21 protein-coding genes are annotated in these 21,552 nt (G+C 71.9%); 17 read left to right on the top strand and 4 right to left on the bottom strand.

Annotated elements, in window-relative coordinates:
• The first annotated feature begins 352 nt into the window (after positions 1-352).
• The 9 genes from RB608_RS00565 (at position 353) to RB608_RS00525 (ending at position 9,940) form a co-directional block, all read left to right on the top strand.
• Entirely contained in the window at positions 353-1,480 is a 1,128-nt protein-coding gene (locus RB608_RS00565; protein WP_308085827.1) for an ABC transporter substrate-binding protein, read from the top strand.
• Complete coding sequence (locus RB608_RS00560) at positions 1,477-2,598, top strand: iron ABC transporter permease (RefSeq protein WP_308085826.1); 1,122 nt, start codon at positions 1,477-1,479, stop codon at positions 2,596-2,598. Before RB608_RS00565 ends, RB608_RS00560 begins: the two co-directional genes overlap by 4 nt.
• A complete protein-coding gene (locus RB608_RS00555) occupies positions 2,595-3,431 on the top strand; it encodes a heme ABC transporter ATP-binding protein (protein ID WP_308085825.1) in 837 nt (278 codons plus the stop codon). The genes RB608_RS00560 and RB608_RS00555 overlap by 4 nt, the downstream gene beginning before the upstream one ends.
• A complete protein-coding gene (locus RB608_RS00550) occupies positions 3,428-4,657 on the top strand; it encodes a hypothetical protein (protein WP_308085824.1) in 1,230 nt (409 codons plus the stop codon). The genes RB608_RS00555 and RB608_RS00550 overlap by 4 nt, the downstream gene beginning before the upstream one ends.
• Positions 4,654-6,141 carry a PT domain-containing protein gene (locus tag RB608_RS00545; RefSeq protein ID WP_308085823.1) on the top strand — a complete coding sequence of 496 codons (1,488 nt, stop codon included), beginning with the start codon at positions 4,654-4,656 and terminating at the stop codon, positions 6,139-6,141. Before RB608_RS00550 ends, RB608_RS00545 begins: the two co-directional genes overlap by 4 nt.
• Positions 6,138-7,832, top strand: a complete 1,695-nt coding sequence (locus RB608_RS00540) for a hypothetical protein (protein ID WP_308085822.1) — start codon at positions 6,138-6,140, stop codon at positions 7,830-7,832. Before RB608_RS00545 ends, RB608_RS00540 begins: the two co-directional genes overlap by 4 nt.
• A gap of 98 nt (positions 7,833-7,930) precedes the next feature.
• The gene (locus tag RB608_RS00535) at positions 7,931-8,497 is read left to right on the top strand and encodes a TetR/AcrR family transcriptional regulator (protein WP_308085821.1); all 567 of its coding nucleotides are present in this window, start codon (positions 7,931-7,933) and stop codon (positions 8,495-8,497) included.
• 137 nt (positions 8,498-8,634) lie between these two features.
• Positions 8,635-9,309, top strand: coding sequence for a biliverdin-producing heme oxygenase (locus tag RB608_RS00530; RefSeq protein ID WP_308085820.1), 675 nt, complete (start codon positions 8,635-8,637; stop codon positions 9,307-9,309).
• 55 nt (positions 9,310-9,364) lie between these two features.
• The gene (locus tag RB608_RS00525) at positions 9,365-9,940 is read left to right on the top strand and encodes a VanZ family protein (RefSeq protein WP_308085819.1); all 576 of its coding nucleotides are present in this window, start codon (positions 9,365-9,367) and stop codon (positions 9,938-9,940) included.
• 43 nt (positions 9,941-9,983) lie between these two features.
• Here the strand turns inward: RB608_RS00525 and RB608_RS00520 are convergent, their stop codons facing one another.
• The gene (locus RB608_RS00520) at positions 9,984-10,421 is read right to left on the bottom strand and encodes an SRPBCC family protein (protein WP_308085818.1); all 438 of its coding nucleotides are present in this window, start codon (positions 10,419-10,421) and stop codon (positions 9,984-9,986) included.
• Positions 10,422-10,453: 32 nt separating this feature from the next.
• Between RB608_RS00520 and RB608_RS00515 the strand changes: the two genes are divergently transcribed.
• From RB608_RS00515 to RB608_RS00505, 3 genes are read left to right on the top strand one after another with little or no spacing between them, the layout of a single operon-like run.
• Positions 10,454-10,843: a MerR family transcriptional regulator gene (locus RB608_RS00515; protein WP_308085817.1), complete on the top strand. Its 390-nt coding sequence runs from the start codon at positions 10,454-10,456 to the stop codon at positions 10,841-10,843.
• Positions 10,844-10,877: 34 nt separating this feature from the next.
• Positions 10,878-11,879, top strand: a complete 1,002-nt coding sequence (locus tag RB608_RS00510; protein ID WP_308085816.1) for an aldo/keto reductase — start codon at positions 10,878-10,880, stop codon at positions 11,877-11,879.
• A 16-nt stretch (positions 11,880-11,895) separates the two neighbouring features.
• Positions 11,896-13,575, top strand: coding sequence for a phospho-sugar mutase (locus RB608_RS00505; RefSeq protein ID WP_308085815.1), 1,680 nt, complete (start codon positions 11,896-11,898; stop codon positions 13,573-13,575).
• An 11-nt stretch (positions 13,576-13,586) separates the two neighbouring features.
• Here RB608_RS00505 and RB608_RS00500 read toward each other — a convergent pair whose 3' ends face one another.
• Both RB608_RS00500 and RB608_RS00495 read right to left on the bottom strand, forming a co-directional pair.
• Complete coding sequence (locus RB608_RS00500; RefSeq protein WP_308085814.1) at positions 13,587-14,141, bottom strand: FKBP-type peptidyl-prolyl cis-trans isomerase; 555 nt, start codon at positions 14,139-14,141, stop codon at positions 13,587-13,589.
• Between the two features lie 30 nt (positions 14,142-14,171).
• A complete protein-coding gene (locus tag RB608_RS00495) occupies positions 14,172-14,759 on the bottom strand; it encodes a hypothetical protein (RefSeq protein ID WP_308085813.1) in 588 nt (195 codons plus the stop codon).
• Positions 14,760-14,782: 23 nt separating this feature from the next.
• Here RB608_RS00495 and deoC point away from each other — a divergent pair, with 23 nt between their 5' ends.
• From deoC to RB608_RS00470, 5 genes are all read left to right on the top strand, one after another.
• Complete coding sequence (gene deoC / locus RB608_RS00490) at positions 14,783-15,766, top strand: deoxyribose-phosphate aldolase (RefSeq protein WP_308085812.1); 984 nt, start codon at positions 14,783-14,785, stop codon at positions 15,764-15,766.
• A gap of 5 nt (positions 15,767-15,771) precedes the next feature.
• A complete protein-coding gene (locus tag RB608_RS00485) occupies positions 15,772-17,223 on the top strand; it encodes an aldehyde dehydrogenase family protein (protein WP_308085811.1) in 1,452 nt (483 codons plus the stop codon).
• Positions 17,223-18,092, top strand: coding sequence for an aldehyde dehydrogenase family protein (locus RB608_RS00480; protein ID WP_308085810.1), 870 nt, complete (start codon positions 17,223-17,225; stop codon positions 18,090-18,092). Before RB608_RS00485 ends, RB608_RS00480 begins: the two co-directional genes overlap by 1 nt.
• Positions 18,093-18,108: 16 nt before the next feature.
• Positions 18,109-18,645, top strand: coding sequence for a putative immunity protein (locus RB608_RS00475; protein ID WP_308085809.1), 537 nt, complete (start codon positions 18,109-18,111; stop codon positions 18,643-18,645).
• Positions 18,646-18,915: 270 nt separating this feature from the next.
• On the top strand, positions 18,916-20,238 hold the full coding sequence (locus RB608_RS00470) for a DUF222 domain-containing protein (RefSeq protein ID WP_308085808.1): 1,323 nt from the start codon (positions 18,916-18,918) through the stop codon (positions 20,236-20,238).
• Positions 20,239-20,331: 93 nt separating this feature from the next.
• On the opposite strand, the gene RB608_RS00465 is transcribed toward RB608_RS00470, so the two are convergent.
• On the bottom strand, positions 20,332-21,528 hold the full coding sequence (locus RB608_RS00465) for a dipeptidase (protein ID WP_308085807.1): 1,197 nt from the start codon (positions 21,526-21,528) through the stop codon (positions 20,332-20,334).
• Between the last annotated feature and the right edge of the window lie 24 nt (positions 21,529-21,552).

Raw genomic sequence — 21,552 nt, 5'->3', positions numbered from 1 at the left:
CTTGTCGGGCCGCGCATGCGCGGCCATGAAGAGGCCGTGGGGCCGGCCGGGGCGCTGTTCCCTGCGAAAGTTCGGCGCCCCGGTCCACCCACGCGGCGATCCCGCCGCACGGCCTCGTCTCCCGAACGCGGCCGACTGGTGTGTCCGCGACGATCGAGATAAGGTAAGCCTTACCGAATTGTCCGACCCCGTCAAGGAGATCGTTGACAATTCGTCAGAACCTCTCGGCAGCTCGTCCTGCCCGAAAACTCCCGACAGAATGGGCGATTCCGTCAGAAATTAGGTGAGCCTAAGCTGTGTGTTAGGGTCGGATCGCCCGAGATGTTGACACTCTGACAGCAAAGAGCCGTTCATGATCGCCCGCACGTCCCGCCCGCTCCGCACGCTCACCCTCGCCGTCGTGGCGCTGACCCTGACGGCCTGCGGAGCGGTCATCGACGGCAAGAAGGGCCACGGCGCGGACCAGCCCGGGACCACGGTGCCCTCGATCGCCGACGTGACCGCGCTGGACGACCCGCGCGCCTGGAAGGGCGCGGTCGACATCAACCTCCCCGACCCGGAGATCCGGCCCGTCGACGAGGACCCGACCCCCGCACTGCCGGCGACCGTGACCGACGCGCAGGGCACCGAGGTGACCGTCACGGACGCGAGCCGGATCCTGGCCCTCGACATCTACGGGACCCTGTCGCAGACCGTGTTCGAGCTCGGTCTCGGCGACAACATCGTGGGCCGCGACGTGTCCTCGTCCTATCCCGAGGTCGAGGACCGGCCGCTGGTCACCCAGAACGGCCACGAGCTCAACGCCGAGGCGATCCTCGAGCTGAACCCGAGTGTCCTCATCACTGACACCTCCCTCGGGCCGTGGAACGTCGTGCTGCAGGTCCGCGACGCCGGCATCCCGGTCGTCGTCGTCGACGGGGACCGCAACTTCGAGAACCTCGCCTCGCTCACCCAGGAGGTGGCCGACGCGCTCGGCGTACCGGAGCAGGGCAAGGAGCTCGGCGCCCGGATCACGCAGGAGGCCGACGCGGTGCGCGCGCAGATCGCGACCGTCGCCCCGCAGGACGTCACCGGCCAGCTGCGCACGATCTTCCTGTACGTCCGGGGCCAGGCCAACGTCTACTACATGTTCGGCAAGGGCTCCGGCGCCGACGCCCTCGTCTCCGCCGTGGGCGGCTACGACGTCAGCAGCGAGATCGGCTGGGACGGCATGAAGCCGGTCAACGACGAGGGCCTGATCAAGGCCCAGCCCGACGTCGTCGTGATGATGAGCAAGGGCCTGGAGTCGGTGGGCGGCGTCGACGGCCTCCTCGACCAGTTCCCGGCGCTGGCCCAGACCCCCGCCGGCGAGAACCAGCGCGTGATCGCCATGGACGACGCGCAGATCCTGAGCTTCGGGCCGCGCACCGCCGCCGTGCTCAACGCCCTCGCCGTCGCGTTCTACGCCCCCGATAGCCTGCCCGCGGAGGACCGGCTGTGACCGCCACCGTCCCCGGCCCGACCATGCGGTCGGAGCCGGTCGGCGAGAGCGCCACGAGCGCCACGGCCGCTGTCGACCGCCGTCGGCGGCGCCGGGTCGCCCTCCTCTACGCCGGCCTCGGCATCGCGCTGGTCGTCGCCGCGCTGGTCGCCGGCGGGTCGGGCCAGCTGGCCATCCCGATCAACGAGATCCTCGGCTCGATCGCCCACCGCCTGGGCCTGGACGTGGGCCCGCTACCGAGTCACCCGCGCGGCGAGTACACCCTGTGGAACGTCCGGTTCTCCCGGATCGCGATGGCGGTGATCGTCGGCGGCTCGCTGGCGGTCGCCGGTGCCGCGATGCAGGGCGTCTTCGGCAACCCGCTGGCCGAGCCGAGCGTCGTCGGCGTCTCCTCCGGCGCCGCCGTGGCCGCCGCGGTCGCGATCGTCTTCAGCCTCCGCTTCGCCGGCGACTGGTCGATCCCGGTCTGCGCCTTCGTCGGCGGCCTGGTCACGACCCTGCTCGTCTACGCGCTGTCCCGCTCCGACGGGCGCACCGAGGTCGTCACGCTCGTCCTGACCGGCATCGCGGTCAACGCCGTCGCCGGCGCACTCCTCGCGCTGCTCATGTTCGTCGGCGACACCCAGGCACGGGAGTCGATCGTCTTCTGGCAGCTCGGCAGCCTCAACGGCAGCCGCTGGTCCTATGTCGTCGTGGTCGCGCCATTGGCCGCGATCGGGGTCGCGATCGCCCTCGCCTGCGCCCGCAGCCTCGACCTGCTGGCCCTCGGCGAGCGCTCCGCCCGGCACCTGGGTGTCAACGTCGAGCGGCTGCGCATCGTGCTCATCGTCGTCGTCGCACTGCTGACCGCGGCCGCGGTCAGCTTCTGCGGCATCGTCGCCTTCGTCGGCCTGATCGTGCCCCACCTGGTGCGGATGGTGACCGGCCCGGGGCACCGGGTCCTGCTCGTCGCGTCGTTCCTCGCCGGGGCGCTGGTGCTCATCTGCGCCGACACGGTGGCACGGACCTTCGTCGCCTACACCGACCTCCCGCTCGGCATGTTGACCTCGCTGGTCGGCGGGCCGTTCTTCTTCTGGCTGCTGCGCCGCACCCGTCGCACCTCGGGGGGCTGGGCGTGAGTCACCACCACCACGACGGTCACCACGCCACCGGCAGCCCTGCGCTCACGGCGTCCGACGTCACCCTGAGCTTCGGACGCCGCCCGATCCTCGACGCGGTCGACCTCCAGGTCCACCGGCGCGAGGTGCTGGCCCTGGTCGGCCCCAACGGGGCCGGGAAGTCCACCCTGCTCTCGGTCCTCGCCGGCGACCTCACCCCCGACCGGGGGGAGGTGATGCTCGAGGGCCGCTCGCTCGCCGACTGGAAGCTGCGCGAGATGTCGCGCCGCCGCGCGGTGCTCACCCAGGAGCACCGGATCTCGTTCCCCTTCCCGGCCGTCGACGTCGTTCGGATGGGACGGGCGCCGTGGCGCGGCACCGACGCGGAGGACGACGACGACCGCGTGGTCGCCGAGTCGATGGCCACCGCCGACATCGAGCACCTCGCCGGCCAGCCGTTCGGTCTCCTGTCCGGTGGAGAGAAGGGCCGCACCTCCTTCGCCCGCGTGCTCGCCCAGCGCACCGGCGTCCTCCTGCTCGACGAGCCCACGGCCGCCCTCGACATCGGACACCAGGAGACGGTCCTGGCCCACGCGCGGGCCCAGGCCTCCGCGGGCGCCGCCGTGGTCGTGGTGCTCCACGACCTCAGCCTCGCCGCCGCCTGGTCCGACCGGGTCGCGCTCCTGCACCACGGCCGGGTCACCGCCGAAGGCGCACCGCGCGAGGTGTTCACCGCTCCCCTGCTGAGCCTCGTCTACGACCACCCGATCGACGTCCTCACCCATCCCGGCACCGGCGACCTGCTGGTGCTCCCCGACCGGCGCTCGCTCATGTCCCGGGAGGAGACCGCATGAACCCGCACCCGCTCACCAGCCGACCGATCAGCCGCCTGATCGTCCTCGCGCTGCTGGCGACCAGCCTGGTGGTCGCCCTGACCGCGACCACGACGGCGCCTGCCGCCGCGGCCGCGCGGATCACCGTCACCAACGACCGTGGCACCGCCGCCGCCGACTCGAAGTACCGCACCGAGCTGACCATCAGCGGCTCCGGCTTCCAGGTCGTCAAGGGCGGCTTCGGTGGCGTCTACCTCATGTTCGGATGGGTCAAGGACCCGCGCGGCAGCTCCTGGAAGCCCTCGAAGGGCGGCGTGACCGGGTCGGACTACCGCTACATCCCCGACAGCGAGGACGCCGCTAACAATCAGGGCTACCTCAAGTTCATCGCCTTCCCCGGCAGCTCGACATCGTCCGAGGCCAACGCGGTGCTGGGCAAGAACGGCTCCTTCAAGGTGACGCTGACCGTGCCCGGACCGACCTTCCAGAGCGTCGATCGCAACGGCAAGGTCACCACCGTCGACTGCACCAAGGTCACCTGCGGCGTCATCACGGTCGGCGCGCACGGCGTGAAGAACCCCTCCAACGAGACGTTCACGCCCGTCCGGTTCTCCCGTGTGTACGACGCCGCTCCGGCGACCGGCCAGGAGCAGCCCGCCACGGGTGCGGACCAGGCCGCTCCGCCCGCCCAGGGCACCACGCCGGAGACCGGCCAGCCCGCGGCTCCGGACGCCGCAGCGGCACCCGGCGCCGCCGTACCGGCCGCCGGTGGCGTCCCCCGACTGACCACCGACCGGCTGACCGCCAAGGTCGGCAACACCCTGGCCTTCACCGCCACCGGCTTCCGGCCCGGCGAGCAGGTCCTGGGCGTGCTCGACGACGGCGTCGCCGGCATCGGGCCCATGATCGCCGGGCCGTCGGGCGAGGTGGCGGGCATCCTGCCGCTCCCCACCGACCTGACGCCCGGCACCCACGAACTGCGTCTCACCGGTGCCGCCACCGGCGGCCAGGCCGCGGAGCGCTTCGCGGTCCGTCCCGCCGACGTCGCGGCGGACCCGACGACCGCGGCGGCCGCCTCGGACGACGACGGGGCGAGCCCCGGCCGGGTCTTCCTGATCGTGGCCGGCTGCGTGTTCCTGCTCGCCGTCCTCGGCCTGCTCCTGCGACTCCTGCTCGCGCGCCGGCGGCGCGCATCCGGCTCCTCCGGCCCCTCCAGCCCGTCCGCTCCGGCGGGAGCGGCGGCATGAGGCGGGTCGTCGCGGTCGTCCTGGCCGTCTGCTGCGCGGTCCTCGGTGCCGGCACCCTGCTCTCCGCCGCGACCGCGGCCGGCGGGAGCGGCGACGTCGCGGGCGTCGTACCCACGGCCGAGAGCACCGCGACGAGCGAGCCGACCGAGGGATCCACCGGCCCGACCGACCAGCCGACCGACCAGCCGACCGACGGGCCCACGGACCAGCCCACGGACCAGCCCACGGACCAGCCCACGGACCAGCCCACGGACCAGCCGACCGATCCGACAAGCCCGACCGCGGCGCCCGACAACGGCCCGTTCGCGGTGTCCGATGCGGTGTTCCGCTGGGGCGTCAACGACGAGAGCAACAACCGGGCGTTCGCCCCCGGCACGTTCAACTTCCTCTCCGCCGGCGCCGCCCCCGACCCCGGCAGCGGCGGTCAGACGATCAATCTCGCCACCGGCGCCTGGCCCAATGGCACGGTCGCGTGGCGCGCGGCCAGCGGTGCGGTGCAGATCGAGAAGGTGACCACGGCCGGCGCACGGCCGGCGAACCTGGCCGGCCTGAAGACCGCCGCCGATGACACGACTCCGCTGTCCAGCCCGACCGGTGGGCTGTTCAGCAACCATCAGGTCGTCATCAGCGGCGGCACCGGAAAGGTCGATCCCGTCGCCGGCACGGCGACGATCGCCTGGCAGGGCTCGTTCACCATCTTCTTCTACTCGGGGATGACGTTCTTCAGCCTCAGCAACCCGGTGCTCACGGTCACACCGACCTCGGCCACCATCACCGCGACCGCGAGTGGCTTCGCCAGCTCGATGGAGGACCAGAGCAAGTGGGTGCCCGTGCCGCCGACCGAGGTCACCTTGGCGGACCTCGACGGCGTCGGCATCCCGCAACTGTCCGCGCCCCGAGGCTTCACCGCCACACCGCGCTACCTCGGGATCGCACACACTCCGGCCGACGGTTCGCAACAGGTGCGCACGGGTGCCTTCTGGGGAGCGTTCCCGGCCTCCTTCCTCGCCTTCGTCGAGAAGGCCGGCTCCGGCGCCTACTGGTACTCCTCCGGCGGCGCCAGCGACGCCTACAAGACCCCCAAGCCCGTACTGATCAGCTGGGACGCGAAGACCGCGATCCAGCCGGACAAGCCCGTGGTGGCGCCGGTCGTGACCGACAAGCAGCCGAAGAACAAGGCCGGCAAGAAGCCGCCGGCGGCGCAGCCGCCAGGCCCCTCCTTCCCCGTCGCCCAGCCCGCCGGCCCTGCCCTCCCCGGACAGCCGTTCGCGGCCGGTGTCGGAGCACCGGAATCCGTGACGACGAACCCAGCGACGTACCAGCCACCGGTGGCCTACGCCCTCACCTCCTCCCCCACCTCAGGAGAGCGGCCGGACCCGTCCGGTCGCGCCTGGGAGTGGGTCCTCGGATCCCTCCTGCTGCTCGGAGCCGTCGGGATCACCGTGTCCGCACCCCTGATGAGAATCCTGAAAGGAATCCGATGAAGAGCCCACGTAGAGGCATCGCCGGCATCGCCGCCGCTGCCCTGACCGCCACCGGACTGTCCGTCCTCGGCGCGGCGACGGCACCCGCCCACGCGGCCCCCGTCGCGGTCGACGATGCCCAGCTCCGCTGGGGCATCAACAACGAGGCCAACGCCGCGGGCTTCGCCCCCGGCACGTGGAACCTGATGTCCGCCGGCAAGATCGGCGACCCCGGCGCAGGCGGCAAGACCCTCAAGGCAGCCGACAACGGGGCGACCTGGTCCAACGACGCTCCGGCCGGCTGGACCAGCTCAGCCGGCAACGTCACGGTCGAGGACCGCCAGCCGGGCGGCGGCTACGCGCCGGCCACCTTCCTCGGGACCCACCAGGACTTCATGGGCGTCAACGGTACGACGGGCAACGGCGTGCTCGCCGAGACCCAGCTCGTCTTCCGCAACGGCACCGGCACCATCGACACGGCCGCCAACACGGCCTCGATCCAGTGGGACGGCGACGCGTCCGTCATCTACTACTCGGGCATGTCGTTCTTCTACGTCTCCGACCCGAAACTGACGGTCAACGGCGACGGCTCGGGCGAGCTCACGGCCACGGTCGACGGTTTCGGCACCGACCAGGCGGCCCCCGACGAGTGGGTCGACCTGGACGCGGACGAGGTCACCCTCGCGACCCTGTCCGACGTGGACGTCGAGACGCTCGGCTTCACCGCGACTCCCGACTACCTGGGCGTCGAGTACGACGCACCCGTGGGTGCCGTCCCCCAGGCTCGTACCGGCACGGCCTGGGGCTCCTTCCCCCAGTCCTTCGTCGACTGGGTGCAGCAGACCGGCGGAGGCCCCTACTGGTACTCCTCCGGCGGAGCCGCTGACGCGCGCAAGCCCACCACTGCGCTGAGCCTGACCTTCGGCGACGAGGCTCCGGCCGCGCCGAAGGTCACGGTCTCCCCGACCACCCTGGCGGCCGACGGCTCCCACCAGGTGACCGTCACCGGTTCCGGGTTCGACCCGGCATTGGCCACCGGAACCCGGCCCCCGCTCAGCGGCAAGGCGGGCGGCGCGTACGTCGTCTTCGCGAAGTTCCCGACCGCGTGGCGGCCCTCGGCGAACGTGCCGAGTGCGAACCGGAAGATCGCCGCCCAGAAGTGGGCAGTCCTCGCGGCGGACATGGCGACCATCGGCGGGCCGAATGCCGGCGCCATCGAGCTCACCCCTGAAGGCACCTTCAGCGCCACCCTCACTGTCGACAAGGCTGCGGCCGACACCGCAGCGGCGGCCGTCCCGACAGCGACGAACTACGGCATCTACACCTACCCGGGCAGCGGCGCGGTCGCTGCGTCGTACGAGACCTACACACCGATCACCTTCACGACGAAGCCCGAGCCGCAGAAGCCGACCCCTTCGGCGACCGTCGCGCCGGCGAAGAAGCCCAATGCCAAGGGCAAGAAGGGCTCGGTCACGATCACCTCGACCGGGCTCGCCGGCCAGCAGGTGACGGTCGTGGTCAAGCAGACCAAGCCGAAGGCCAAGGGCAAGAAGGCGAAGAAGAAGGCCACCAAGACGATCACGGTGACCATCGACGCATCGGGCACCACCACCGTGGCGCTGCCCAAGCTCGCGAAGGGCACCCACAAGGTCACCGTCACCTACCCCGGTGGCACGTCGGTGACGAAGGTCAAGGTCAAGGGCAAGAAGTAGCCGTCGCCCGTGAGATCCGGGGGTGTGCCTGCCGCACGGCGGGCACACCCCTGCTCCCCGTTCATCAGCCGGCCCTTTTTCGCCTCTAGGATCGACTTGTGCCGAAGATCGCCGCAGAGACCGTCCCCGCCCACCGTGACCTGGTGCGGCGGAAGATCTTCGACGCCTTCGCGACCCTCATGGACGAGCGCAGCTTCGACGCGATCACGATGGCCCAGATCGCCGCCCGGGCCGACCTCGGCCGGACCGCGATCTACCACCACTTCCGCGACAAGGAGGCGGTCGTGGTCGCCTTCGCCACGGAGGAGACCCAGCACTACCTCGCCGACCTGCGCCGCGACCTGGACCTGGTGCCCGACCCGGTCGCCAAGATCCGGGTCTACCTGCGCCACCAGCTGCAGGCCGGCCAGCAGTTCCACACCGGGATGGGCGGGATCCTCTACCACCTCCTCTCCGAGGAGGCCATGGAGAAGATCCACGACCACGTCGCGGCGGTGGAGGAGGTCCTCGAGGAGATCCTCGACCAGGGCATCGCCGAGGGCGCGTTCCGGGTCTCCGACCGCAAGTCCGCGATCTCGCTCCTCCATGCCGCGCTGGCCACCCGCCAGCTGCCCGTGGGTGCCGTCGAGGAGTTCGTGCTCCGCGGCCTCGGACACATGGGTTGACCTGACCGGACCCCGCCCGCCGCAAGAAAGTTAGGTAGACCTAAGGAAAAGTCGGCGCCACGTATTGACAGGCGGCCCCTATCTTCCTGACACTTAGTCAGTAAGTTGTCACCGCCACCTCCCGAGGAGCTGCCGCCATGTCCGTCGCCACCACCGTCCGTGACGAGGACCTGACCCTGTCGACCGCCATGCGCGAGGGCTCGCGCGCCGAGCACCAGGCGGCCGAGGGCTCGACGTTCATGGCCGAGCTGCTGGAGGGCAAGCTCACCGCCGAGGCGTACGCCGACCTCCTGCTCCGGCTGCGCCGCGTCTACGCCGCGCTGGAGGAGGTCGTCACCGACCACCGCGACGACGAGATCGTCGCCGCCGTCCACGACGCCGCGCTCGACCGGCTCGCCGCCATCGACGCCGACCTCGCGCACTGGGCTCCCGGCGTCGACCCCGCGCAGGTCGACTCGCCCGCCGCGACGGCGTACGTCGAGCGGATCCGCTCGGCCGGTGCGTGGGGCGGGCTGCTGCTCGCGCACCACTACACCCGCTACCTCGGCGACCTCTCCGGCGGCCAGGTGATCGGCCGGGTGCTGCAGCGCACCTTCAACCTGCCCGCGGACACCGGCGTCAGCTTCTACGAGTTCACCGAGATCCCGAAGCCGAAGCCCTACAAGGACGCCTACCGCGCCCGACTCGACGCCCTCGACCTCACGCCCGACGAGGTCACCCGGATCGTCGACGAGGTGCGCGCGGTGTTCAGCCTCAACCAGGCGCTCTTCGACGAGCTCGGCGGGCAGATCGAGCGCTACCGCGCCGCCTGATCGGCTCGACCGGCCGCTTCGCGCCATTGGGCGGATCTGGCTAGCCTCTGGCCCCATGGTGGGGTTCGGGGGCACCGGGGTCATGCTGCTCGGGATCGGGGTCGCGGCGCTCGGCTGCGGTCTCCTCTCCCTGGTCCTGGTGCGTCCGCTCGGCTGGGTGTCGGCGATCGCGATCGCCGGGTTCGTCTGGTCGGTCGCGGTGATCGCCCTGGTGACCCTGGTGCCGACGTCGGCGGACACGGGCATCGTCCCCGCCGAGGGCCGGCTGACCTCCTGCTCCTGGGACATCGGCGGCCCCGCGCCCGACGGCTTCTGGATCTTCCAGTCCGGCCAGCGCACCCTCAACACCGCGCTGTTCGTGCCGTCCGGCACCCTGCTGGTCCTCGCCGTCGGCCGCTGGCGCGCCGGCTGGCTCCTCGCGCCGCTGGGCCTGGTGGGCCTGGCCGGCTACTCCGCGCTGATCGAGGCGACCCAGCTCGAGCTCGCCCGGATCGACCGCGCCTGCGATGTCACCGACATCATCGACAACACCACCGGAGCGGCGTTCGGCGCGGCCGTCGGCGTCGTGCTCGTACTGGTGCTACGGGCCTGGCGGCACCGGCAGCGCAAGCGGTCGGTGAGACGCGGCTGATCGACAGCGATCGGATCGACCAGGTCGATCGGATCGCTGTCGATCACCCGGGGGAGGAGAGGAGGGCCGCCAGCCCGGTCCGGCAGCCGGCCATCATCCGGCGGTGGTTCCACACCAGCACCGGCCGGACGGCGTACGACGCCAGCGCGAGCGCTCCGCCGACCGACACCTCCTGCGCGAAGTCCAGCCGGGTGGCCGTTCCCGCCGCCGTCAGGGTGAACCGCGCGAACCCGTCGAGGTCGCCGCTGATCGCGACCGCGACCACCGGCGGGGTGCGGGAGACCGCGTCCAGCACGAGGTCGAGGGTGTAGGGCAGGGTCGAACGGCAGCACACCCAGGCCGTGTCGGGCCCGAGCTTCGCGACGGCGCGCACCTGCGGCCACCAGCGGGGGTAGTCCTCGAGGTCGACGAGGGTGGCCGCGACGGCGGCGGGCGGGGCGTCGACCACCCAGGCGTCGGAGAACACGAACGACCGGCGCACCCCTCCATCATGCCCCGAGCAACACTGGGGGCATGCCGAGCACCAGACAGACCATCGCCGACGCGGCCGCCGCCCTCGGGCTCACGGCCGACACGCTGCGCTACTACGAGAAGGACGGGCTGCTGCTGCGCCCGGTCCCCCGCGACCCGAGCGGACACCGGCGCTACGAGAGCACGGACCTGCGCTGGATCGAGCTGGTGACCCGGCTCCGCTCGACCGGCATGCCGATCCGCGACGTACGCCGCTACGCCGAGCTCGTCCGGACCGGCGAGGGCACCGAGGAGGAGCGCCTCGCCCTGCTCCAGAACCACCGCGAGCAGGTGCTGCGCCAGCTCGCCGAGGTCCAGGCCCACCTGGCCGCGATCGAGTACAAGATCGACGTCTACGCCGGCCGGCTGGTCGAGCTCGAGCGCAGCGCTTGACCTGGAGCGCACTCCAAGGAGTTGGCTGGTGGTCATGACGAACTCGACCCGCACCCTCGGTACGACGTCCCCGCTCACGGTCTCCGCCCTCGGCCTCGGCTGCATGGGCATGTCGGACTTCTACGGCACCCCCGACGAGGCCGGCGGCATCGCGACCATCCATCGCGCGCTCGACCTCGGGATCACCTTCCTCGACACCGCCGACATGTACGGCCCCTTCACCAACGAGCAGCTCGTCGGCAAGGCCATCGCGACCAGCTCGCACAGCCGCGACGAGATCCAGCTGGCGACCAAGTTCGGCGTCCAGCGCGACCCCGACGGCACCCGGCGCGGCATCAACGGCCGCCCCGAGTACGTCCGCGCCGCCTGCGACGCCTCCCTCCAGCGACTGGGCGTCGACCACATCGACCTCTACTACCAGCACCGCGTCGACCCCGACGTCCCGATCGAGGAGACCGTCGGCGCCATGAAGGAGCTCGTCGAGGCGGGCAAGGTGCGCCACCTCGGACTGTCCGAGGCGTCGGCCGACACGATCCGTCGCGCCCATGCGGTGCACCCGGTCACCGCGCTGCAGACGGAGTACTCCCTCTTCACCCGCGACCTCGAGGACGAGATCCTCCCGACCGTGCGCGAGCTCGGCATCGGGCTGGTCCCCTACTCCCCGCTGGGGCGCGGCATCCTCACCGGCACCGTCGGCACCGACGGCTTCGGCGACGGCGACAGCCGGTCGTCGGCCTACTTCCCGCGCTTCCAGGGCGACAACCTCGTCACCAACCTGGGCCTCGTCGACCAGGTCCGCGCGCTGGCGGCCCAGCACGGCTGCACGCCCGGCCAGCTCGCCCTCGCCTGGGTGCTCGCCCAGGGCGACGACGTGGCGCCGATCCCCGGCACCAAGCGGGTCGCCTACCTCGAGGAGAACGCAGGTGCCCGCGCGGTCGAGCTGAGTGCCGACGACCTGGCCGCGCTGACCGTCGCGGTCCCCCGCGACGCCGTCGCCGGCGAGCGGTACGGCGACATGAGCACGGTCAACGGCTGACCGCTACCGTGGGCCGGTGACCACGCCTGACACCGACGTCCTGCTCGCCCGGGCCCAGTCCTGGCTCGCCGAGGATCCGGACGCGCAGACGCGCGACGAGCTCCTCCGGGTGATCGCCGGGGTCGAGGCAGGGGACGCGAGCGCGCGCGCCGACCTCGCCGACCGCTTCCGCGGCACGTTGGAGTTCGGTACGGCGGGCCTGCGCGGCGCGCTCGGGGCCGGGCCCAACCGGATGAACCGGATCGTCGTCATCCGCGCGGCGGCCGGCCTGGCGGCGTACCTCCGCGAGACGGGGACCACTCCGGGCGCCCCGGTCGTCATCGGGTACGACGCCCGCCACAACTCCGACGTCTTCGCGCGCGACACCGCCGAGGTGATGGCCGGGGCCGGTCTCAAGCCGCTGCTGCTCCCCCGGCCGCTGCCGACGCCGCTGTTGGCGTTCGCGATCCGCGAGCTCGGCTGCGCGGCCGGCGTCATGGTCACCGCGAGCCACAACCCGCCCCAGGACAACGGCTACAAGGTCTACCTCGGCGACGGCAGCCAGATCGTGCCACCGGCCGACAGCGGGATCGCGGCGCGGATCGCGGCCGTCGGCAGCCTCGAGTCCGTGCCGCGGGTGCCGCTGGAGGCGACGGGCGGCCGGGTCCTCGACGACGGCATCGTCGACGCCTACCTCGACACCGTCGCCGCGATCGCCGGCGACGGCCCGCGGGACCTCACCATCGTCTACACCCCGTTGCACGGCGTCGGAGGCGGCGCCCTGCCGACGGTGCTGGAGAACGCGGGCTTCGACTCGCCCCAGGTCGTCGCCGAGCAGGAGGAGCCGGACCCGGACTTCCCGACCGTCGCCTTCCCCAACCCGGAGGAGCCCGGCGCCATCGACCGCGCGGTCGCGCTCGCGCGGCGCACCGGTGCCGACATCGTGATCGCCAACGACCCGGACGCCGACCGCTGTGCCGCCGCCGTCCCCGACGTCGCCACGGACGGCGGGTGGCGGATGCTGCGCGGCGACGAGGTCGGCGCGCTGCTGGCCGACCACCTGCTGCGGGCCGGACGCTCCGGCGTCTACGCCACCTCGATCGTGTCGTCCTCGCTGCTCGGCACGATGGCGCGCGCGGCCGGCCAGCGCTACGCCGAGACCCTCACGGGGTTCAAGTGGATCGGCCGACTGCCCGGGCTGGTCTTCGGCTACGAGGAGGCCCTCGGCTACTGCGTCGACCCCGAGCACGTCTCCGACAAGGACGGCGTCTCGGCCGCGCTGCTGCTGTGTGAGATCGCGGCCGAGGCGAAGGCCGCGGGCCGGACCCTGCCGGACCTGCTGGACGACATCGCCGTCACCCACGGGCTGCACGCGACCGACCAGCTGTCGGTGCGGGTCACCGACCTCGGGGAGATCGCCGCCGCCATGGGGCGCCTGCGCGACACCCCGCCCGCGACGCTCGGCGGGTCCGCGGTCACCGCGGCCGACGACCTGACCGCCGGCTCGGCCGAGCTGCCGCCCACCGACGGACTGCGCTATCGCACCGAGGACGGCAGCCGGGTCGTCGTACGCCCGAGCGGCACCGAGCCCAAGCTCAAGTGCTATCTCGAGGTCGTCGTCCCCGTCGTCGATGGGGACGTCGCCACCGCGCGTGCCGAGGCCGCCACCCGGCTCACCGCGCTGCGCGCCGACATCGCGGCGGCAGCCGGGATCTGAGCGGCCTTCCGTCAGCTGACGGAGACGGCGTCGACCACGAACACCAGGGTCTCGTTCGGCGCGATGCCGTTGCCGCCCTGGCCGTAGCCCAGGTCCGGCGGGACGACGAGCAGGCGACGGGTGCCCTGCTGGACGCCGATCAGGCCCTGGTTCCAGCCGTCGATGACCGATGCGTTGCCGAGATCCTCCAGGGGGAAGGTCTGCCCGCGCTCGAAGGAGCTGTCGAGGACCTCCTTGTCGGACCAGGTCACCAGGTGGTAGTTCGTCTCGACCGTGTCGCCGGCCTCCGCGGCCGGGCCGGTGCCGGTCACGAGGTCCTTGGAGAGCAGGGTGGCCGGCGGGGTGCAGTCGTCGGGCACGGTGATGGTCGGCGCGCTGCCGAACTCGCCCGCCACCTCGATGTCGTCGACCGTGCACTCCCCGCCCGCGGCGACCGGAGCGTCGCTGGTCGGCTCGGCCGACGAGGAGTCGGAGGCCTTGTCCTCCCCCGAGTCGCCGCAGGCGCTGGTGGCGAGCACGGACAGGGACACGACGGCGGCGGCGACGAGCCGGGCTGGGGTCTGCATGCCGTGCAGCCTACGAACCGGCGGAAATGCTCAGCCGACGAGGGCCAGGACCACCGTCGCCACCAGGAGGACGACGAGGGCGCCGATCTCGGGCCAGGCCCAGGCGTGGCGGACCCGCCGCTCGACGCCCTCACCGGAGCGCAGCTCGCGCGCGGCCCGCTCCTGGCCGGCCGCCATCCGCCGGTGCAGCTTGTCCTCGATCAGCCAGGCCGTGGACCGCTTCTCCAGCGGCGTGTCATGGGCGGCCGACTTGTCCTGGCGGATCGTGCGTCGGGTGCGGCCGAAGCCGCTGCCGACGTACTTCGTCTCGCCGACGTTCACGACGGTGACCTGACCGATCTCCACGGAGGTGATCAGCGCGAAGGGCACCCAGCGGGTGTGCAGCGCGTTGCGCAGCTCGAGCTCGTCGTGGTGCAGCCGCAGCGCGGGCCGGATCAGGATCATCCAGATCAGCACGCCGAGCAGCAGGCAGAACGGGTACGCCCACGGCGCGAATCCGGCCTCCGGGTCGAGCAGGCCGTAGCCGATCGCGATCGCCACGAAGACGAGGCCGATCACACCGACGACGAGTCCGCCCGAGCTGTAGCGCTCCGCCTTCTCGACACCTTCGTTCTGCACGCTCCCAACCCTATGCTGGGCAGATGTCGACCACCGCACCCACCGATCCCGCTCCGGGACTCGCGGCGTACTCCGAGGTGACCGCCGGCGAGGCCTCGCTGCGCCGCTTCCTGCACGGCCTGCCCGGCGTGGACCAGGTCGGCGCCGAGGCCCGCGCGGCCGGGCTCGGGACCCGGTCGATCAAGACGACCGCGAAGGCGTGGGCGCTCGACCTCGCGATCCGGATGGTCGACCTGACCACGCTCGAGGGCCAGGACACCCCCGGCAAGGTGCGGGCGCTGGCCAGCAAGGCGCTGCGGCCCGATCCCGCCGACCCGTCCTGTCCGTCGGTGGCGGCCGTGTGCGTCTACGGCGACCTGGTCGGCGAGGTCAAGGCCGTCGTCGGGTCCGAGGTCAACGTCGCCGCCGTGGCCACGGCGTTCCCCAGCGGCCGGGCGTCGATGGCCGTCAAGCTCGCCGACACCCGCGACGCGGTCGCCGCCGGCGCCGACGAGATCGACATGGTCATCGACCGGGGCGCGTTCCTGGCCGGACACTATCTCCAGGTCTTCGAGGAGATCGTCGCCACCCGTGAGGCCTGCGTCCGCCCCGACGGCTCCCACGCCCACCTCAAGGTGATCTTCGAGACCGGCGAGCTGCAGACCTACGACAACGTCCGCCGCGCGTCGTGGCTGGCGATGCTCGCCGGCGCCGACTTCATCAAGACCTCCACCGGCAAGGTCCAGCCGGCCGCGACGCTGCCGGTGACCCTGGTCATGCTCGAGGTGGTCCGCGACTTCCGCGAGGCGACCGGCGTCCAGATCGGCGTCAAGCCGGCCGGCGGCATCCGCACCGCCAAGGACGCGATCAAGTACCTCGTCATGGTCAACGAGATCGCCGGCGACGACTGGCTCGACCCGGACTGGTTCCGCTTCGGCGCCTCGACGCTGCTCAACGACCTGCTCATGCAGCGCACGAAGATGACCACCGGCCGCTACAGCGGTCCCGACTACTTCACCCTGGACTGATCGCCTTGGCCAAGAAAAGCACTCCCTTCGAGTACGCACCGGCTCCGGAGTCCCGGAGCATCGTCGACATCAAGCCGTCCTACGGCCTGTTCGTCGACGGCGAGTTCGTCGACGGGCGCGGCTCCTCCTTCAAGACCGTCAACCCGGCCACCGAGGAGACCCTCGCCGAGATCGCCGAGGCGTCCGAGGCCGACGTCGACCTCGCCGTACGCGCGGCGCGGCGCGCGTTCCGCGGCTGGTCGCGGATGTCGGGCAGGGAGCGGGCCAAGTACCTCTTCCGGATCGCCCGCATCATCCAGGAGCGCGGCCGCGAGCTGGCCGTGCTGGAGTCGATCGACAACGGCAAGCCGATCAAGGAGAGCCGCGACGTCGACGTACCCGTCGTCGCCGCCCACTTCTTCTACTACGCCGGCTGGGCCGACAAGCTCGAGCATGCCGGGCTCGGCCCGGACCCGCAGCCGCTGGGGGTGGCCGGCCAGGTCATCCCGTGGAACTTCCCGCTGCTCATGCTGGCCTGGAAGGTCGCGCCCGCGCTGGCGTGCGGCAACACGGTCGTGCTCAAGCCGGCGGAGACCACTCCCCTGACGGCGCTGCTGTTCGCGGAGATCTGCCAGCAGGCCGATCTGCCCCCGGGCGTGGTCAACATCGTGACCGGCGCCGGCGGCACCGGCCAGGCCGTCGTGTCCCACCCCGACGTCGACAAGGTCGCGTTCACCGGCTCCACCGCCGTCGGCAAGGCGATCGCCCGAGCGATCGCCGGCTCCGACAAGAAGGCGACCCTCGAGCTCGGGGGCAAGGCCGCCAATATCGTCTTCGACGACGCGGCCATCGACCAGGCGGTCGAGGGCATCGTCGGCGGCATCTTCTTCAACCAGGGCCACGTCTGCTGCGCCGGCTCCCGGCTGCTCGTGCAGGAGTCGGTCGCCGACGAGTTGCTCGCGAAGCTGAAGCGCCGGATGGGCACGCTGCGCGTCGGCGACCCGCTCGACAAGAACACCGACATCGGCGCCATCAACTCCCGTGAGCAGCTCGACCGGATCCGCGAGCTGTCCGACATCGGCGAGGCCGAGGGCGCCGAGCGCTGGGCGCCTCCGTGCGACCTGCCCGCGTCCGGCTTCTGGTTCCCGCCGACGATCTTCACCGGCGTCACCCAGGCCCACCGGATCGCACGCGAGGAGGTCTTCGGGCCGGTCCTGTCCGTGCTGACCTTCCGCACCCCGGCCGAGGCGGTCGAGAAGGCCAACAACACGCCGTACGGCCTCTCCGCCGGGGTGTGGACCGAGAAGGGCTCCCGGATCCTGCACATGGCCTCGCAGCTGCGGGCCGGGGTGGTCTGGGCCAACACGTTCAACAAGTTCGACCCGGCCAGCCCGTTCGGCGGCTACAAGGAGTCCGGCTACGGCCGCGAAGGTGGCCGCCAGGGCCTCGCCGCGTACCTGAAGGGAGCGGACGCCTGATGGCCCGCATCGACGTGCGCAAGACCTACAAGCTCTACATCGGCGGCGCGTTCCCGCGCTCGGAGTCGGGCCACTCCTACGAGGTCACCGACAGCAAGGGGAAGTTCGTGGCCAACGCTTCCCTCGCCTCCCGCAAGGACGTCCGCGACGCGGTTGTCGCGGCCCGCAAGGCGTTCGGCCCGTGGTCCGCCCGCACCGCCTACAACCGCAGCCAGATCCTGTACCGGATCGCCGAGGTGATGGAGGACCGCCGTCCGCAGTTCGAGGAGGCGGTCAAGCAGTCCGAGGGCGGCACCGCCGCCGCGGCTCGCGGCCAGGTCGACGCCGCCGTCGACCGCCTGGTCTGGTACGCCGGCTGGGCCGACAAGCTCGCCCAGGTGATCGGCAACGCCAACCCCGTCGCCGGGCCGTTCTTCAACCACACCGCGCCCGAGCCCACCGGCGTCGTCGGCGTGCTCGCGCCGCAGTCCTCCTCGTTGCTGGGCCTGGTGTCCGTCGTGGCGCCGGCGATCGTGACCGGCAATGTCGCCGTGGTCGTGTCGTCCTACGCGCGTCCCCTGCCGGCGGTCACCTTCGCCGAGGTGCTCGCCACCTCCGACGTCCCCGGGGGTGTGGTCAACATCCTCACCGGCGACGCCGCCGTACTGGCACCGTGGCTGGCCGCCCACATGGACGTCAACGCGATCGACCTGTGCGGCGTCGCGGGGTCCGCGGAGCTGGCGACCTCACTGGAGGTGGCCGCGGCCGACAACCTCAAGCGGGTACGCCGCGCGCCGGACGCCGAGCCGGACTGGACCCTCGACCCCGGCCTGTCCCCGATGACCGCGTTCGTCGAGCACAAGACGGTCTGGCACCCGATCGGGATCTGAGTCGGCGCCCGCACCTGTGGCGTCGGGTGACGTCGAGCTGACCCTCGACGAGCTGCGCGAGGTCGCCCGGTTCGCGCTGGGCGCGGCACAGTCCGTCCTGCCGGTCTTCGAGGAGGCCTGCCCGGACGACCCTCGCCCACGGGTCGCGCTCGACGCGGCGCGGGTGTTCGCCGACGGCGCACCCCGGACCCGCCTCCAGCGGACGGCCTCGATGGACGCCCACCGGGCCGCTGCCGACGCTCCGACCGAGCCGGCGCGCCTCGCCGCCCAGGCGGCCGGAGACGCCGCCTCCGCGGCGTACCTGCACCCCATCGCCCGAGCCCATCAGGTCGGGCACATCCTGCGCGCCTCGGCCAATGCGGCGCGGATCGCCGAACTCGCCGCCGGTGACGATCCGGCTGTCGGGCTCGCCTCGATCGAGGCTGCCGGGCTGCGGGCGACGCCGGTGCTCGTCGAGGTGCTGGGGCGCTACCCGGCCGCCCCGGCCGGGCGGGGCCGGCCGGCGGTGCTGATGGCTGCGCTGGACGCGGCGCTGCGGGACTCCGCCCGCTGAGGTCGACGGGGCGCGGAGTCACGGGCGGAGGGCTTCGGAACTGCCCGTGCGCTTCGGTCTCGTAGCCGGTTCCGTTCCGTAAGGCAGCGACGAGAGCGTTGGGGAGGTGGCTGGGTTCGGTGGTCGGGCTGCGGTTTCGCGGTCGGCGGTTCGGGTGCTGTGTCACTGAGCGTGACGTCGCTTGTCCACACCCCCGGATCGGGGTTTCGCCTGTCCACAGGCGGGTTTGCGACGCTTTGAAGTGTCGTGGGCGGGTGGGAGAATCCAGTCATGGATCTCGCCACCGACGCCCGTTCGACAGCAGTGTTGCTGTCGCGTGTCGGCGAGCGGATCCGGTCCCGCGAGACGTTGATCGTCGAGGAGTGGGAGGACATCGCGACCTGGGCCAGCGACCACATCGTGGCCTCGCCGGAAGGTGCGGCGACGATCACCGAGGGCTACCTCGACACCGGGGTCCCGATCGCCGGCGACGGCGCACCGTTGGTCAGCGAGTTCGGGTTGATGGAGCTGGTCGCGGTGCTGGGCCGGTCTCCGGATGGTGGGAAGGCGTATGTCGGGCGGGTGATCGAGTGCGCTTGGCGGCTCCCGAACGTCTACGCCGCCGTCGTGGCTGGTCGGTTGGCGCCGTGGCGGGCCGAGCGGATCGCCGACCTCACCCACCCCCTGTCGGCCGAGGCGGCGGGGTTCGTGGACCGACAGCTCTGGGATGCCTCCGGGGTCGGGTGGGCCCAGCTCGAGCGACTGGTCGCCGAGGCGGTGCTGCGGTTCGACCCCGAACGCGCGGAGGCCGAGCGGCAGAAGGCTGCGGATGGTCGGCGCTTCGACGTCGGGGAGGTCGACGCACACGGCCTGGTCCACCTCGACGGGCTCCTGGATGCCGCCGACGGACACGACCTCGACCTCGCGGTCGCCCGCCGAGCCGAGGTCCTGGGCCGGCTCGGTGACGACTCGACGCTCGATGTGCGGCGCTCGAAGGCCGCGGCCGAGCTGGCCCGCCAGGACCTCGCCCTGGACCTGTTGATCCCGGACCCCGACACCGGGGAGGTGGTCGTGGACACGGTCCCGGGCCGCAAGGTCGTCCTCAACGTCCACATCACCGACACCACCATCACCGACACCACGGCCACCGGGGACAACCCGTTCGGGAACCCCGTCGGCCGGTGGGACGAGGGCCGCTGCCCGATCACCTCGGCGCAGATCCGGGAATGGCTCCGTGTCCGGCATACGACCGTGATCGTGCGACCGGTCATCGACCTGGCCGACCATCTCCCGGTCGGGTCGTACGAGATCCCCGACCGGCACCGCGCCCGGGTGGTCCTGCGGGACCAGACCTGTCGGTTCCCGCACTGCACCCGCCCCGCCACCCGTTGCGACCTCGACCACCACCGCCCTTACGGCGAGGGCGGACCGACGTGTCCGTGCAACGAGGTCGCGCTCTGCCGACGACACCATCGTGCGAAGACCCACTCCACCTGGCGCTACGACATCGTGATGCCGGCGACCTATGTGTGGACCAGCCCGACCGGCCACCGGTTCCGGGTCGACCACCGCGGCACCCACCCCATCCGGACCACCCACCCACCCGACGAGTAGCCACCCCGCCCCACACCCCGCGCCCCGACGGTCGCGGGGGCACAGGCATGCCCGGAGGCGGTGGGCGGCCCGATCGACGTCCGCGACTGCCCCCTACTGCGGCAGCGTCGCCCGCAGCACCCGCAGCGTGTTGCCGCCCATGATCGCCGCGATCGCCGCGTCGTCGTACCCACGGTCGACCAGCTCCTGGGTGATCGCGGCGAGGTGGGTGGTGTCCCAACCGACGGTGGTGGCACCGTCGTAGTCGCTGCCGAGGGCGGCGGTCTCGATGCCGCCGACCTGGACCACGTGGTCGATGGCATCGACGACGGCGGCGGTGGTCAGGGTGCAGACGGCGGCGTCCCAGTAGCCGACGCCGACGACGCCGCCGGTCGCGGCGACGCCGCGGATCTCGTCGTCGGTGAGGTTGCGGTTGACGTCGCAGGTGGCCTGCACGCCGCCGTGGCTGAGCACGACCGGCCGGGTGGCCAGCGCGAGCATCTCGGCGACCGCGTCGTGACTGGCGTGGGCGATGTCGACGACGATGCCGCGGCGCTCCATCTCGGCGAACACCTTCCGGCCGAGGTCGGTGAGCCCGCCCTTGTCCTCGCCGTGCATGGAGCCCGCGACCTCGTTGTCGAAGAAGTGGGTGAAGCCGGCCATCCGCATGCCCGCGTCGTAGAGCCGGTCGAGGTTGTCGAAGTCCCCCTCGAGGTTCTGCAGCCCTTCGACGGAGAACAGCGCGCCGGTGACCTGCTTGCCGCCCTCGCGGTCGTCGACGAGGCGGTCGAGGTCGCGGCGGGAGCGGATCACGCGGAGCGCACCACGCGACTCACGGGCGGCCTTCTGCAGCTTCTCGGCGTGGTAGAGCGAGCGCTGCAGCAGCGAGGTCCAGGTCCGGGGCGGCTGGAGCTGGGCGAAGGTGAGCAGCGTGATGTTGTCGCTGTCGGCGGAGTTGCTGTCGTAGTTCTGTCCCTTCGGTGACTTCGACACCGAGGAGAAGACCTGCAGGGCGACATTGCCGTCCTCCAGACGGGGCAGGTCCAGGTGGCCGCGGCCGGACCGGTCCAGCAGGTCGCGGTCCCACATCAGGGTGTCGGCGTGCATGTCGACGATCTCCAGCGAGTCGTGCAGTCGCCGGGTGTCGGCGGCCACCGACGGCAGCTCCGCCGGGTCGACCTTGTTCATGCCGCTCTCGACGATCCGCGGCGCGAACGTGAAGAACCCGATCGCTGCGACGGCCACCAGCGCCAGCAGCGAGAGCAGCGTGACCTTGACCCAGCGGCGCGAACGCCGTCCTCCCTCTCCCATGAGGCGAAAACTACTGCTCCCCTG

Source organism: Nocardioides sp. LHD-245 (assembly GCF_030929495.1).
In the GTDB taxonomy this organism is placed as follows: Bacteria; Actinomycetota; Actinomycetes; order Propionibacteriales; family Nocardioidaceae; genus Nocardioides.
The sequence above is the reverse complement of the archived record's forward strand: the minus strand, read 5'-3'. Positions and strand labels throughout refer to the sequence as shown.